The sequence below is a fragment of the Achromobacter marplatensis genome (assembly GCF_002209535.1).
Lineage (GTDB): Bacteria > Pseudomonadota > Gammaproteobacteria > Burkholderiales > Burkholderiaceae_B > Achromobacter > Achromobacter marplatensis.
Genome location: NZ_NJIG01000004.1, coordinates 69,442 through 83,456, shown reverse-complemented (window position 1 = coordinate 83,456; position 14,015 = coordinate 69,442). Strand labels below are relative to the sequence as shown.

Annotated in this window: 13 protein-coding genes; 3 read left to right on the top strand and 10 right to left on the bottom strand. The window is 65.5% G+C overall.

Going from position 1 to position 14,015, the window contains the following annotated elements:
• Nucleotides 1-60: 60 nt before the first annotated feature.
• The 10 genes from aspS to CEY09_RS10545 all read right to left on the bottom strand — a co-directional run bounded on the left by aspS (nt 61) and on the right by CEY09_RS10545 (nt 10,858).
• Nucleotides 61-1,848, bottom strand: coding sequence for an aspartate--tRNA ligase (gene aspS, locus CEY09_RS10590; RefSeq protein WP_088588603.1), 1,788 nt, complete (start codon nt 1,846-1,848; stop codon nt 61-63).
• A 40-nt stretch (nt 1,849-1,888) separates the two neighbouring features.
• Nucleotides 1,889-2,560, bottom strand: a complete 672-nt coding sequence (locus CEY09_RS10585) for a DUF502 domain-containing protein (protein ID WP_088588602.1) — start codon at nt 2,558-2,560, stop codon at nt 1,889-1,891.
• 10 nt (nt 2,561-2,570) lie between these two features.
• Nucleotides 2,571-2,915, bottom strand: a complete 345-nt coding sequence (locus tag CEY09_RS10580) for an FmdB family zinc ribbon protein (protein ID WP_088588601.1) — start codon at nt 2,913-2,915, stop codon at nt 2,571-2,573.
• Nucleotides 2,916-3,122: 207 nt separating this feature from the next.
• Nucleotides 3,123-4,406: a putative Na+/H+ antiporter gene (locus CEY09_RS10575; protein ID WP_088588600.1), complete on the bottom strand. Its 1,284-nt coding sequence runs from the start codon at nt 4,404-4,406 to the stop codon at nt 3,123-3,125.
• Between the two features lie 78 nt (nt 4,407-4,484).
• The gene (locus tag CEY09_RS10570; RefSeq protein ID WP_088588599.1) at nt 4,485-5,381 is read right to left on the bottom strand and encodes a DUF6999 family protein; all 897 of its coding nucleotides are present in this window, start codon (nt 5,379-5,381) and stop codon (nt 4,485-4,487) included.
• Nucleotides 5,378-7,312 (bottom strand): StlD/DarB family beta-ketosynthase, encoded by a 1,935-nt coding sequence (locus CEY09_RS10565; protein ID WP_088588598.1) that lies wholly within the window; start codon nt 7,310-7,312, stop codon nt 5,378-5,380. The genes CEY09_RS10570 and CEY09_RS10565 overlap by 4 nt, the downstream gene beginning before the upstream one ends.
• A 34-nt stretch (nt 7,313-7,346) precedes the next feature.
• Nucleotides 7,347-8,255 carry a fatty acid desaturase gene (locus tag CEY09_RS10560; RefSeq protein WP_088588597.1) on the bottom strand — a complete coding sequence of 303 codons (909 nt, stop codon included), beginning with the start codon at nt 8,253-8,255 and terminating at the stop codon, nt 7,347-7,349.
• A complete protein-coding gene (locus CEY09_RS10555; RefSeq protein WP_006222939.1) occupies nt 8,239-9,015 on the bottom strand; it encodes a sterol desaturase family protein in 777 nt (258 codons plus the stop codon). Before CEY09_RS10555 ends, CEY09_RS10560 begins: the two co-directional genes overlap by 17 nt.
• A 134-nt stretch (nt 9,016-9,149) precedes the next feature.
• A complete protein-coding gene (gene dapA, locus CEY09_RS10550) occupies nt 9,150-10,043 on the bottom strand; it encodes a 4-hydroxy-tetrahydrodipicolinate synthase (RefSeq protein ID WP_088588596.1) in 894 nt (297 codons plus the stop codon).
• Between the two features lie 329 nt (nt 10,044-10,372).
• Nucleotides 10,373-10,858, bottom strand: coding sequence for a GAF domain-containing protein (locus tag CEY09_RS10545; RefSeq protein ID WP_088588595.1), 486 nt, complete (start codon nt 10,856-10,858; stop codon nt 10,373-10,375).
• Between the two features lie 158 nt (nt 10,859-11,016).
• Here CEY09_RS10545 and CEY09_RS10540 point away from each other — a divergent pair, with 158 nt between their 5' ends.
• The 3 genes from CEY09_RS10540 to CEY09_RS10530 all read left to right on the top strand — a co-directional run bounded on the left by CEY09_RS10540 (nt 11,017) and on the right by CEY09_RS10530 (nt 13,860).
• Nucleotides 11,017-12,213, top strand: a complete 1,197-nt coding sequence (locus CEY09_RS10540) for an aminotransferase-like domain-containing protein (protein ID WP_088588890.1) — start codon at nt 11,017-11,019, stop codon at nt 12,211-12,213.
• A 216-nt stretch (nt 12,214-12,429) separates the two neighbouring features.
• Nucleotides 12,430-13,356: a 4-hydroxybenzoate octaprenyltransferase gene (ubiA, locus tag CEY09_RS10535; protein WP_088588889.1), complete on the top strand. Its 927-nt coding sequence runs from the start codon at nt 12,430-12,432 to the stop codon at nt 13,354-13,356.
• A 99-nt stretch (nt 13,357-13,455) separates the two neighbouring features.
• Complete coding sequence (locus CEY09_RS10530; protein WP_088588594.1) at nt 13,456-13,860, top strand: DUF1090 domain-containing protein; 405 nt, start codon at nt 13,456-13,458, stop codon at nt 13,858-13,860.
• Nucleotides 13,861-14,015: the final 155 nt, after the last annotated feature.

Genomic DNA, 14,015 nt, shown 5'->3' with positions numbered 1-14,015 from the left:
CTCCGCCGGTCCCGCGAGGCGCCCCCCTGGGGGGGAGGCGCCCCGGCGCCTCGGGGGGGATTACTTATTGTCGACGTTACGCAACCGAATGTGCAATTCGCGCAGTTGCTTTTCATCGACTTCCGACGGCGCTTGCGTCAGCAGATCCTGCGCGCGCTGCGTCTTCGGGAAGGCGATCACGTCGCGGATCGATTCGGCGCCGGTCATCATCGTGACGATGCGGTCCAGGCCGAAGGCGATGCCGCCGTGCGGAGGCGCGCCGTACTGCAGCGCATCCAGCAGGTAGCCGAACTTCTCGCGGGCTTCCTCGGCGCCGATCTTCAGTGCGCGGAACACCTTGCTCTGGACTTCTTCGCGGTGGATACGGACCGAGCCGCCGCCGATTTCCCAACCGTTCAGCACCATGTCGTAGGCCTTGGCGAACGCCTTGCTGGGATCGGTTTCCAGGAAGTCTTCGTGGCCATCCTTCGGGCTGGTGAACGGGTGGTGGGCGGCGGTGTAGCGGCCGTCTTCTTCGTCGTATTCGAACATCGGGAAGTCGACCACCCACAGCGGCTGCCAACCGGCTTCGAACAGGCCGGTCTTCTTGCCGAATTCGCTGTGGCCGATCTTCACGCGCAGCGCGCCGATGGCGTCGTTGACGACCTTCTCGCGATCCGCGCCGAAGAAAATGATGTCGCCGTCTTGCGCGCCGGTGCGCTTGACCAGTTCAGCCAGCGCAGCGTCGTGCAGGTTCTTGACGATGGGCGATTGCAGGCCGTCACGGCCCTTGGCCACTTCGTTGACTTTGATGTAGGCCAGGCCCTTGGCGCCGTAGATGCCGACAAATTGCGTATAGGCGTCGATTTCGCTACGCGACATTTCCGCACCACCGGGCACGCGCAGGGCGACCACGCGGCTGCCGGGCGCCGTGGCGGCGGCGGCGAATACCTTGAAGTCCACATCGCGCATCACGTCGGTGATGTCGGTGAATTCGAGCTTCACACGCAGGTCCGGCTTGTCCGAACCGTAGCGGCGCATCGCTTCCGTCCACGGCATGATGGGGAACGGCGACGCCAGCTCGACGCCCTGCACCACCTTGAACACGTGGCGGATCAGGTTTTCGAAGATTTCACGGATCTCGAACTCGTTCAGGAACGAGGTTTCGCAGTCGATCTGGGTGAATTCGGGCTGGCGGTCAGCGCGCAGGTCTTCGTCGCGGAAGCACTTGGTGATCTGGTAGTAGCGGTCAAAGCCCGACACCATCAGCATCTGCTTGAACAGCTGCGGCGACTGCGGCAGCGCGAAGAAGTGGCCGGCGTTCACGCGCGAGGGCACCAAGTAGTCGCGCGCGCCTTCCGGCGTGCTCTTGGCCAGCATCGGGGTTTCGATGTCGATGAAGCCCAACTGGTCCAGGAACTTGCGCGTTTCGATCGACACGCGGTAGCGCAGCATCAGGTTGCGCTGCATCTGCGGGCGGCGCAGGTCCAGCACGCGGTGCGTCAGGCGGGTCGTTTCCGACAGGTTGTCGTCGTCCAGCTGGAATGGCGGCGTGACCGACGCGTTCAGGATCTCGACTTCCTTGCACAGCACTTCGATTTCACCCGAAGCCAGTTCGCTGTTGGCGGTACCGGCCGGACGCTCGCGCACCAGGCCGGTGACGCGGACGCAGAATTCGTTGCGCAGGCGTTCGGCGGTGGCGAAGGCGGCGTTGTCCGGATCGAACACGATCTGGGCCAGGCCCGCGCGGTCGCGCAAGTCGATGAAGATGACCCCGCCGTGGTCGCGGCGGCGGTTCACCCAGCCGTACAGGGTGACGGTCTGGCCGAGATGGTCACGGCAAACCTGGCCGGTGTAGCAGGTACGCATGCGGGATGACTCCGTTGTGTGCTTAGTTTGAGCGTAAGGGTTACGAATCGGCGCGAGGCGCGTCTTGCACGCCAGGCGCCGGAGAGAGCGGGGCCGGCCGGTCCACGGGCGCGGGCGCCTGGGCCGGGGCGACAACGCCCATGGAAACGATGTACTTCAATGCCGCGTCCACGCTCATCTGAAGGTCGATCGCGTCAGCGCGAGGCACCATCAGGAAGAAGCCGGACGTGGGGTTCGGCGTCGTCGGCACATACACGCTGATGTGGTCGCCGGGCAACAGGCTGGCCACTTCACCGCTGGGCGTGCCGGTGACAAAAGCAATGGTCCAGGAGCCCGCGCGCGGGTATTGCACGAGCACCGCGCGGCGGAACGCCTGGCCGTTCGGGGCAAGCACCGTATCGCTGACCTGCTTGACCGAGTTGTAGATCGAGCGCACCAACGGAATGCGGCCCAGCAGGTTTTCCCACTGGTCCACCATGGTACGGCCGATCAGGTTTGCCGCAAACACGCCCGTCATCAGCACCACCACAATGACCAGGACGAAGCGGAAGCCGGGGATGTCGATGCCGAATAGCGATTCGGACGACAGGAAGCCAGGCACGAACCCTTCCAGGGTGGCGACCAGCAGACCCAGCACCCACACCGTGATGACCAGGGGAACCCAGATCAGCAGGCCGGTGATGAAGTACTTTTTGATGAGGCGCATCCGCATGGCGTGCGATCTACGCCGTAGACGATCCGGCGGCCGGCGACCCGGCGGCCGGCGATCCGGCGGCCGGCGCTGCGGCAGCCGGGGCCGGCGTAGCAGCCGGTGCGGCGGCGGGTGCCGCGCCGTCACCGGAGGCGGACGCGGACGTGCTGGCGGCGCTGCCGCCGCCATTGCCGTTGCCGCGGAAATCGGTGACGTACCAGCCGGAGCCCTTGAGCTGGAATCCAGCCGCGGTCACCTGCTTGGAAAACGTGCTTTGGCCGCATTCGGGGCAAACCGAAAGCGGCGCATCGGAAATCTTCTGCAGAACGTCTTTGGCATGGCCGCAGGCGCTGCACTTATAAGCGTAGATGGGCATCAAGGGCTCCCAGGCGCGGGCCCGGCAAATCAAAAGCCGTCAGTCGCCGGACGAAGGCGTCCGGGGCGGCGGGTGGGCAAGGCCGGAAAAAATACGGGGAAAGTCTTGAATTTTAGCGGTTTTTCATGAACCGTCGGTGTCCGGCCCGCCGGGCGGGCGGCAAGCGCCGTCCCGGGGGCTGTCCCCGGGCGCGGCGGCGCCGTTCCCCTAGACGGGAAGCAGGAACATCACGGCCGCCACCAGGGTCGGCCCCAGGGCGGACAGGAACAGCCGGCCGGACGAAATGCTGCCGTCCGGGAAGTGGTTCTTCAGGATGGCGAAACCCGCCGGGTTGGGCGCATTGGCGATCACAGTCAGCCCGCCCCCCGTCACCGCGCCGGCCACCAGCATGTAGCGCCACGCCTCGTTGGTGCCTTCCACCAGCGATCCCAGGTAGGTCAGCGCCGCGTTGTCGGTGATGGCCGTCAGCGCGGTCGCGCCCCAGAACAGCACGAACGGCTCCAGTCCACCCAGCAGGTCCTGCAACCACCATTTCTGCAGACCGCCCAGCACCACCAGCCCGGCCAGGAAGAAGCCCACCATCAGGCCTTCCTTGATCAACAGGCGGTTCTGGTGACGCTTGTAGGCTTCCGAGAAGCCGATGAACATCATCAGCAGGCCCAGGAAGATCGCCGGATGGTGCGCGGTCAGCACCACGGCCACCAGGAACACCAGGTGCACCAGGATGACGATGGCCGGCACCGGGGGACGCGAATCCGCCCCTTCCGGCGCGTCCACGCCCCCGCCCGTGCCCACCGAGCGTTCCATCAGCGCCTTGCGGCAGATGAAGGTGAGCATGGCGGCGTTGACGCAGACCGCCAGCGCGGCGCGCCAGCCGAAGTGCTGCACCATGTAGGTGGAATCCCAGCCGAAGGTGGACGCCACCATCAGCACCGGCGGCGCGGCGTAGGACGTCAGCACGCCGCCGATCGACACGTTCACGAACAGCACGCCCAGGGTCAGGTATTTGAAGCCGGCGCGCCCGCTGGTACGGAAGTACGCGTCGCGCAGCAGGATGGCGGCCAGCGTCATGGCGGCCGGCTCGGTGATGAACGAGCCGCCCAGCGGCACCAGCGCCATCACGACGAAGAACGTGGCCAGCTCGCGCGGCAACGGCAGCACGCGCGCCACGATGCGCACCAGCAGCCCCACCAGCTCCAGGATGGGCCGGCTGGCCGCCACCACCATGATCACGAAGACGAACAGCGGCTCCGTGAAGTTGCGCGTGTCCATGTAGTTGATGGCGGTGGCCGGACCCGACAGCGCCGCCATCGCCACGATCAGCGCAAAGGCCCACACGCCGAACACGGCCTCGACTTCCGAGAACAGATGCCAGAAGCCCGCATGCGGGCCACCGCGATGCGCCAGGCGCGCAAAGACCGGCACCGAAAAAGTATGAAGGACCGCCACGGCGAACAGGACGGTGGCAATAACTTCAATGGGCTGAGGCATGTCGGGCGCTTTCCGTAATAGGGACTCGGACTATAACGCGCACCTTACGCCCTGTAACGCAGGGTCAACACCAAGTCGCTACGCGATCGGCGCCGGCGGCTCCGCCCCCTGCTGCGCGGCCTTCATCTCCATCAACAGGCTATGCAGCATCTCGGTCGACAAGCCGTGCAGCACCAGGCGGTAGCCCGCGCGCAGCGTCGACATGGGCACCAGCGGATGGCTGTTGTTGACCAGGATCAGATGCTGCGGCGCGCCCAGCAGCTTGGCCGCGTAGATGCCGATGGTCTCGTCCAGCTGCAGCGAATTGCACGCGCGCCAGAAATCGTTGTCGGTCAGCATCAACTGATACAGCGGCGTGAACAGCTCGATGGCGCTCTGCAGGTCCAGGAAGTTCAGCTTGCCCTGCGGCATGTCTTCCAGCTTGAGCGGCGGGTCCTGGATCATCGAGAAATCGACGGATTCGGGCGCGTGCATTTCCACGCCCGCCTCGCGCAGCGCCTGGTTCAACCGGATGACGAAGTTGAAGAGGTTCAGGTCGTGTTTGACGAACAGCTCGTCCTTCAAGTCGTCGATCTCTAGCGGTTCCAGTGGATGCGTCGTGATCGGCACGGGCGAATTCGCGGCGATGAACGCCAGCGCCTGCGCGCCCAGATGGAAGTGCCGCAGGATCAGCCAGTTGGCCTCGGGCGACACGAAGCGCTTGAGGCCCCACGCCAGGATGCGGTGCAGCAGCTTCGAATGCGACCAGCGGCGCGGCAGGAACGTCTTGATCACCTGGATCAGGATGATGAAGGCGCGTGCCAGCGGCCGCAGGAACGGCAGCAGGTACTGGCGCGACGCGCAGCTGGAATCCGTCAGCCAGGCCTTCTTCACCTTGTCCGGCAAGGGCGTGCTGCGGTCCAGGTACAAGGCCAGCCACGGGCTGGGGTCAGCCGGATCGTGCGCGCGGGTCAGGAATTCGGGTTCCTTGCTCATGCCGTGTCGCCCTCCATCACGTGATGGAACTGCATCAGGTACAGCGCGGCCGTGCGGCGCGCGGTATCCACGATGCGTTGCTCGGCACGGCCGTCCTCGTCGCAGTCCAGCGCCAGCTCCACCGCCGACAGCCAGCGCGCCAGATGGTGCTCGTCGTTGTGACCGTGGTATTCCAGGAAGCGGAAGGCGTCGGGCGGCAGCGTCAGGCTGGCCTTCAGCAGCGGCAACAGCGCGGGCACGATGCGCTGGCCCGTGCCTTCGATGATGTAGATCGCGCCCAACAGGCCGATCGGATCGCGCGTGGCGGCCAGGCTGTGCAGATACGCGTTCAGCGCCTCGCCGCCCGGGTTGCGGCGCAGTGCATCGATGTTGTCCACCGTACCGCCCGCGTTGCGGTAATCCTGGAACAGGATCTGAAAATCGTTCTGCTCTTCGCCTGCATGCATGTCGATCAGCGCGGCCAGCGGCGCGTACTGTTCGGAGAGCGAAGCCGCGCCTTCGCGCATCCACTTGCTGCCTTCGCGCACCTGCGGAACCCAGTTTTCCATCCAGTTCAGGTAGTCCGCCGTCTGGAACTGGCGGTTGCGCAACCGGCGCACCACCGGCGTGCGCCAGACGCGCGAACGGTAGTCGTGCCAGATGGCGGCCAGCTCGGTCAGCAACTGGCCCAGCCCTTGCGGCGCCATGTCGGGGTCATGCGGCGGCGCGATCGCATCGGCGTCGCCGCTTTGCGCGTCCTCGCGTGCAGCCGCAGGCAACCCCGCTGCCTTGGCGCCCGCGACGACCAGCGGCGCATGCACGGCTTCGGCCTCCAGCAACATGTAGGCGGCCATGAAGCGGCCGGACTCGGGGATGTAGCAGAAGATCTGCTCGCCCGGCTTGACCTCGCGCGTCTCCAGGAATTCGGCCAGCATGATGAGGATGGATGCCGCGCCCGTGTTGCCGCGCCACGCCAGGTTGCTGAACCAGCGTTCGCGCGGGATCACCAGGCCCGCCTTCTCCATCAGGTCCTCGACCACCGGAATGAATTTTTCAGACGAGTAGTGGCACAGAAAGTGATCCACCTGGTCCGGGTCCAGCCAACCGTCGCGCACCAGTTTCGCGTATTCGTGGATGCCGATGTCGAACAGGTGCGGCAAGAGCCGGATGTCCTGACGCAAGGACAGCGCGCCGTCGGCCTCGGCCTCATTCCAGGACGGGTAGTCCAGGTGGCCCTTCTGCCGGTCGGCCGACAGCCCCAGCTGCATGCACACCGGATAGTCGCCCGAGAACGAACGCTGGTGCACCCACTTCAGCTTGAGCCGCACGCCGCTGGAGGCGCCGGGCAGCGCGCGGCCGGTATTGCCCAGCAGCAGCGCGCCCGCGCCGTCCGACAGCATCCAGCGCAGGAAGTGCGCATCGAAATCCGCGTCGTAGCCGCGCGCCGCAAAGCGCGAACGCTTGAACAGCCGCGACGGCAGTTCGCTGGCCACGGCCAGGGCGCTGGCGTGCCCGCCCATTTCCACGCCTTGCGCGGCCACCTGGATGGCCGACACGCCGGCGGCACAGATGCCGTGCACCGACAACGTCTCCATCGGCTGCGCGGCCAGTTCGCCCTGGATCATGTTCGAAAAGCCCGGCATCAACGCGTCGCCGCCCGACGAGCCGCTGGTCAACAGCGACACGGCCGACAGATCGCTGTCGTTGCGCCGCAGGCAATCGCGGATCGCGTTGGCGGCCAACTGGGCGTTGGTGAACACGGTGGCGCCTTCGGGATCGATGGCGTAATAGCGGTGCTTGATGCCGTTCTCGGCCAGGATGCGGCTCTTGATGCGGCTGGACATCCGGTTCAATGGCGCGATGTAGCTGTCCATGGCGTCGTTGGACACGGGCTCGCCCGGCATGAAATAGCCGGCGCTCTCCAGGTAGACACGATTGAACGCGATAGGCATGTGGCGGGTCTCTAGTGGGAGTGTGGATGCGGCGCTAGCGGATGTGCTCGGGCGCCATGCAGGAACGGCTGCGGAACCGCGGCACGAAGGTGCCCAGCACGAAGACGCGGAACATGTAGGGCGTTAGCCCCTTTTCGTTCAGCGCCGGATCGACGTGTTGGCGATAGTGCTCGCGGTGCAGCCGGGTCAGGTCGGACCAATGCGCGCGCGGATGCTCGTGATGCGCGGTATGCAGGCCGATGTTGAACAACAGCGGGTTGACCAGCCCTTCGAAATTGCGTGCGTAGTTCAGCCCGGCGACCGCCCGCGGCCCCCCGTCGGCATGCGCGTGTTGCAGGTAGTTCGTGGCCAATAGCCAGTGCAGCCCATGCAGCTGCGGCACGATCACGAACACCAGCGCCTTCACTGGGTTCACGGCCATCAGGCCGCCCCACAAGCCCAGCCACACGCCGTACTGCGCCATGCAGTAGCGCCATGCGCCGGGCCAATGGCGGCGCAAGCGGCCCAGCCACGCGAAGAACAGCGGGTACAGCACCCAGCCGGCCTGAAGCGGATGGATCAGATAGCCCCACAGGTGGTTCGTATCGCCGCCGAAGCGGTAGGTGCGCGCCACATCGCGCGCGCCGTGCTTGAAGCGGTGGTGATTGGCCACATGCGCGGGGTAGAACACGAAGGTTGGATGCCCCTGCAGCAGCGTGATCCAGAAATCGGTCGCGCGGTTGGTCCAGCGCCCGCGCCACATCCGGATGTGCGTGTGGTTGTGGTGGATGACGCCGATGCCCAGCGTCAAGAACAGCATCAACGCATACAGCGGCCACCAGAATCCGTAGACCCATTGCCAGGCCGCCAGCGCGGGCAGCGCGGCCAGATAAGCCAGGCTTTGCCAGTCGCGTCCGTTGCGCAGCGACGGCAGCCGGCGCTTTGGACTACGCCCGTCCGCCAAGCGATTCTCGACGCTGGAACGCGTCCAGCTGCGGGGCCGCCGCCTCGGCTTTGAGCCGGGTGCGGAACAGGCGGTCCATGAAGGTGAACTGGAAACCGTAGTTGCCGTTGTAGCAGGCATGGTGCAGATGATGCCGGCGGCTGGCGGCGAACCAGTGCGCATACGACACCTTGGGGAAGAAGTCGTAATTGGCGTGCCCGATGCAATTGAAGAACAGGCTGAACAGCGGCACTGACGCCAGCGCCCAGAAGCTGAAATCATGCAGCAGCATGGGCAGCAGGATCACGTTGCCCAGCATCAGGGCCTCGATGGGATGGAAGCTGTAGGTGGAGAAAGGCGTCGTGACGACCGAACGGTGATGCGGCAGATGAAAGCGCCGCAGCGGCTTGGTGTGGAGCAGCCGGTGGTTGATCCAGAAATGCACGTCGTTCCAGGCCACCAGCACCAGGATTTCGACCACCACCTTCTGCCAGCTGGGATCCGGGTCCAGATGCGCCCACCCCAGTTGCAGCAGGCCCCACGGGAAGATCATGCCGGTACCGAACAACAGGATCGACAACCCCGACTGGGCGAACTCGCGCCGCAGCTGGCCTGGCGCCAGCGGCCGCGGGTCCAGCGGACGCCCCATGCCCAGCGCCGGCAACACGTGCTGCGTCAGCAGCCAGGTCGCCGCGCCGAAGACCAGATAGATGCCGCTAAAAAACAGCAGCCCCGCCAGCATTACCTGCCAGGCGGACAAGGCTTCAAAAGCTTGGGCCATAAACGTTTGGTATCACCCTGAGAATGGCCGCATCATAAGCAATCCGTCAGCATCCCGGTAGGCCATTTATTACAAAATGAATCCGGGCACCACAAAGCTGGCTGATGGCGCCCCGGCAACGGCCTAACTTCCGGCTACTGGCAGGGATAGAGTCGGTTCAAGCCCGCAACGGCCGCATCCATGCGCGCCGCCAGCGCCGCGCTTGCGGCAGGCATCGGCAGTCGCAGCTCTTCGCTCAAGAGGCCCTGGCGGCCCAGTTGCGCCTTCAACGGGCCCGGATTCGGCTCGGCGAACGCCAGCTGGATCACGGGAACGAGCGCTTGGAACAGCCTGCGGGCAAGGTCCAGTTGCTGCGCGCGCACGGCCTGGTGCATGGCCACGAACAGATCGGGCCGGATATGCGCCGCGGCGGCAATCATGCCGGTGCCGCCCAGGCACAGCGTCGACAGCGATTGCAGGTCTTCCCCCGCCAGCACGTTCATTTGGCCGTCGGCGATAAGCGCGAGCGTCTTCTCAAGCGACCCGCCGCAATCCTTGATGGCGGCAATGTTCGGATGCGCGGCCAGCGACAGCAAGGTTGCCGTATCCAGCGTCGTGCCGGTGCGGTAGGGAATGTCGTAGAGCACCAGGGGAAAGCGCGAGGCGTCGGCCAGACAGCGGAAGTAGGCGGCGGCGCCTTCCTGCCCGGCGCGCACGTAGTACGGCGCGGGCGCCAGGATGCCGGCCAGCGGCCGGGTGCCGAATGCGGACAGGCGCTGCATCACGTGGCCCTGGTGGTTGCCGGCCAGACCCATGATCACGGGCAGGCGGCCGGCCTCGTTCAGCACCGCGTCCAGAACGGCCAATTGCTCGGCATCATCCAGCGACGCGGCTTCGCCCGTGCTGCCGCACACGACCAGCCCGTCCACGCCGGCTGCGGCATAGTGGCGCACCAGGCGGCGCAAGGCGCCCCCGTCCACGGCGCCGCCGGAAAACGGCGTCACCAGCGGCACCCAGACGCCCTGGAAAAGTGAAGATTGCGATGACATGGGAACACTCCTTCGATGTAAGCGGACCGTGGTGGTTGCCGTACAGAAGTGCTCGGGATATCAGGGGGTGCGCGCGGAGGCGCCAATGCGCCGCCAGGAGGCCGCTGTTCCGTCGCCCATCTGACGGAACAGCATGCTCCGGTCAGATGAGCGGCTGTTTTTTGGATTTCAGGCCGGCAGCAGCCAGCATCACGCCCAGGGCGCGGATGCAGGAAGCGGATTGGAAGGCCTGATGAATCATGAATGAATGGAACGCGCGATAAGCGACGGATGCAGAAATCTACCGGGCGCCCGCCGCCGTGTCAACGGCGGCAAACGCCCTGCCCGGTTCAGCCCAGGCTGGCCAGGAACACGGCGCAGAGCGCCTGCATGCCCTGGCGGTCGTCTTCGTCGAAGCGGTCGGGGATGGGGCTGTCCACGTCCCACACCCCGATCAGTTCGCCCTGATGCACCAGCGGCACGACGATTTCGGAACGCGAGGCGGCATCGCAGGCGATATGGCCCGGAAACGCGTGCACGTCCGGCACCAGCTGCGTCTGGCGCTGGCTGGCGGCCGCGCCGCACACGCCGCGGTCAAGCGGGATGCGCACGCAGGCCGGTTTGCCCTGGAAGGGGCCCAGCACGAGCTCCGTGCCGTCAAAGAAATAGAAACCTGCCCAGTTCAAATCGGGCAGGGCCTGATAAGCCAGCGCGCCCAGGTTGGCGGCGTTGGCGATGCGGTCGGGTTCGCCTTCCAGCAGGGCACGGGCCTGGACGACTAGTTCGGCGTACAGGGCGGCTTTGGAGTCGGCGACGATCGGGGCGGCTTCAAACATGGCGTCAAATGTAACTGTACAGGCGGTTATCGATGCAGGTGATTTTAGGGGTTCCGCGCGTTAAAGGGGCCGGGCTGCTACCGTATGGGACAATAGTTTTTTACCGCAGTCCCCCTCACACGCCTCTCCCTTTACCCTTCTTGATCAAGAAGCAATCCATGGACAAGCCTTTCGAACCTGCGTTTTCCTTCTCGGAACGCGCTCAGCAACTTACCAGCTCCGCCATCCGCGAAATCCTCAAGGTCACCGAGCGCCCCGAAGTCATTTCGTTCGCTGGCGGCCTGCCGGCGCCCGGCGGCTTCCCGGTAGAAGTGGTACGTGCTGCATTCGACAAGGTATTGGCCACCAACGGCCGCGCGGCCCTGCAATACGGCCCGACCGAAGGCTACGCGCCGCTGCGCCAATGGGTTGCTGAAGACCTGAACCGCGCCGGCGCCAATGTCGCCGCCGACCAGATCCTGATCGTCTCGGGTTCGCAACAGGCACTGGACCTGCTGGGCAAAGTGCTGATCGACAAGGACAGCAAGGTCCTCGTCGAAGACCCCAGCTACCTGGGCGCGCTGCAGTCGTTCAGCCTGTATCAGCCCACGTTCGTGCCGGTGCCCACCGACGAAGGCGGCCTGATCCCGGAAGCCATCACCCCTGAACTGGCCGACGGTGCGCGCTTCCTGTATGCGCTGCCCAACTTCCAGAATCCCACGGGCCGCACGCTGAACCTGGAACGCCGCATCGCGCTGGTCAAGCGCGCCGCCGAACTGAACCTGACCATCGTCGAAGATGATCCGTACGGCGAACTGCGCTACGCCGGTGAACCCCAGCCGGGCCTGATCGCGCTGGCCGCCGAACACGGCGCCAACGTCGTGCGCCTGGGCACGTTCTCGAAGGTGCTGGCCCCGGGCCTGCGCCTGGGCTACATCGCCGCCGCGCGTCCGCTGATCAACAAGCTGGTGCAGGCCAAGCAAGCCACCGATCTGCACACGCCCACGCTGACGCAGATGGCCGTGTACGAAATCGTCAAGGATGGCTTCCTGGAAGAGCATCTGCCCAACGTGCGCGAAATCTACCGCGCCCAGGGCAGCTGCATGCTGGACGCCATCAAGCGCGAATTCCCGTCCACCGTCACCTGGACCAAGCCGGAAGGCGGCATGTTCATCTGGCTGACGCTGCCGGAGCACATCGACAGCACCAAGCTGCTGGAGAAGGCCATTGCGCAGAACGTGGCCTTCGTACCAGGTGCCCCGTTCTACAGCGGCGCCGGCCGCGCCAACACGCTGCGCCTTAGCTTCGCCACCGTGCCGGAAGACAAGATCCGCACCGGCATCGCCATCCTGGGCAAGCTGCTGAAAGAGCAGTAGGCCCCCCCCGAAGCGCCTGCGGCGCCTCCCCCCAGGGGGCGCCGCTACGGACCGGCTAAGCCGGATCCGTGCGGCCCCGCTTGCGTTGCAATGGCGGCTTATGGGGGAAGTGCCTCGTAGGGGCACTCGGCACGGCGGAATATTGGGGCGGCCGGGCGTAATGCCCGGCCGTTGTTTTATGCTGTCGGCTTTCCCGACCATTTTCCGACCGTGACAGTGAGCACCCCGCAACAACCTCCCGTCGACTTGAGCGACATCGTCTTCACCGACTGGGTCGAGCGCTGGCTGCCCAAATCGTGGCGGCCCTACGCCCGCCTGTGCCGCCTGGACCGCCCCATCGGCACGTGGCTGACACTGCTGCCTGCCATCGCCGCGCTCGTCCAGAGCGCCGGCGGCCTGCCGGACTTGCAGCGGCTGATCGTCTTCTCGCTGGGCGCCCTGCTGATGCGCGGCATCGGCTGCACGGTCAATGACATGTGCGACCGCAACTTCGACAAGCACGTCGAACGCACGCGCTTTCGCCCGTTGACCAGCGGCCAGCTGACGATGAAGAACGCCGTGTGGTTCCTGCTGGGCCAATTGGTGGTCTGCGGTTCGCTGCTGTTCTTCCTGAACGAAATGAGCCGCTGGCTGGCTGTGGCCGTACTGCCCTTCGTCTTCATCTACCCGCTGTGCAAACGCGTCACCTATTGGCCGCAGGTGGTGCTGGGCATCTGCTTTAACTGGGGCATGCTGATGGCCTGGTCCGACACGCAGAACCACGTACCGCTGGCCGCCGTGGCCATGTGGTTCGGCGCGGTGCTCTGGCAGGTGGGCTACGACAGCATCTACGCCTATGTCGACGTGCGCGACGACCGCAGCCTGGGGCTGCATTCCACCGCCATGCGCTTTGGCGACCAGGGCAAGCTGTGGATCGGCGGCTTCTACGTCGCCACCGTCCTGCTGTGGGCCTGGGGCGGCTACGCCATGGGCTTGTCGTGGGCGTATCAGGTCGGCATGGCCGCCGTTGCGGTGCATCTGGCGTGGCAATTGAAGGTGTTCGACATCCAGCGCCCCGACCGCAATTTCATGCTGTTCCGCGCCAACCTCTGGCTGGGCGCGCTGCTGGTGGCGGCCGCGCTGGCCGGCACGCTGATCCGGTGAGCCGTTGCCGGCAATGTGCAGCGCCATTGACGCTGCACATTGCCGGTAACGCCCGATCGCGCGATCATGGTGTCCCCGCCACGCTTACGGAGACACCGCATGCCCTCTTTGATCAAATCCCTGACAGCTGCCGCCGCCGCATGCGCCCTGTTCGGCGTGTTGCCCGCGCAAGCCGCCACCGACTGCTCAGCGCAGCGCGGTTGCGCGGCCAAGTTCTGCGAGATCGAAAACGACATCGCCGCCGCCCAGGCGCAGAACAACACCCGCCGCGAAGCCGGCCTGCGCAAGGCCCTGGCGGAAGCCAAAGCTCATTGCACCGACAGCCGCCTGCAATCGCAACGCGAGGCCGACGTGCGGGACAAGCAATCCAAGGTGTCCGAACGCGAGCAGGAATTGAAGGAAGCGCGCGCCAAGGGCAAGCAGGACAAGATCGACAAGGCGCAGCGCAAGCTGGAAGAAGCCCAGTCCGAATACAACGCCGCGCTGGTTGAACTGAACCGCTGACACCGGCATCGCAAGTCCATTTCCCCTGCCAGCCCCGGGCTCGTCCCGGGGCTGCGTCTTTTTTGCGCCCCAAAAGCCCTCCCGCCCGCCTGCCTGGACCACCACCTATTGCGTCATGAAATGGAAATATCGCCACCTATGGTGTCATTTGGAAG

Coding starts and splice junctions, on each gene's coding strand:
- CEY09_RS10575 (WP_088588600.1), bottom strand. CDS start 4,406: ATGCCTCAGCCCATTGAAGTTATTGCCACCGTCCTGTTCGCCGTGGCG.
- CEY09_RS10565 (WP_088588598.1), bottom strand. CDS start 7,312: ATGCCTATCGCGTTCAATCGTGTCTACCTGGAGAGCGCCGGCTATTTC.
- CEY09_RS10540 (WP_088588890.1), top strand. CDS start 11,017: ATGGACAAGCCTTTCGAACCTGCGTTTTCCTTCTCGGAACGCGCTCAG.
- CEY09_RS10580 (WP_088588601.1), bottom strand. CDS start 2,915: ATGCCCATCTACGCTTATAAGTGCAGCGCCTGCGGCCATGCCAAAGAC.
- aspS (WP_088588603.1), bottom strand. CDS start 1,848: ATGCGTACCTGCTACACCGGCCAGGTTTGCCGTGACCATCTCGGCCAG.
- CEY09_RS10585 (WP_088588602.1), bottom strand. CDS start 2,560: ATGCGGATGCGCCTCATCAAAAAGTACTTCATCACCGGCCTGCTGATC.
- CEY09_RS10555 (WP_006222939.1), bottom strand. CDS start 9,015: ATGGCCCAAGCTTTTGAAGCCTTGTCCGCCTGGCAGGTAATGCTGGCG.
- CEY09_RS10530 (WP_088588594.1), top strand. CDS start 13,456: ATGCCCTCTTTGATCAAATCCCTGACAGCTGCCGCCGCCGCATGCGCC.
- CEY09_RS10570 (WP_088588599.1), bottom strand. CDS start 5,381: ATGAGCAAGGAACCCGAATTCCTGACCCGCGCGCACGATCCGGCTGAC.
- CEY09_RS10545 (WP_088588595.1), bottom strand. CDS start 10,858: ATGTTTGAAGCCGCCCCGATCGTCGCCGACTCCAAAGCCGCCCTGTAC.
- dapA (WP_088588596.1), bottom strand. CDS start 10,043: ATGTCATCGCAATCTTCACTTTTCCAGGGCGTCTGGGTGCCGCTGGTG.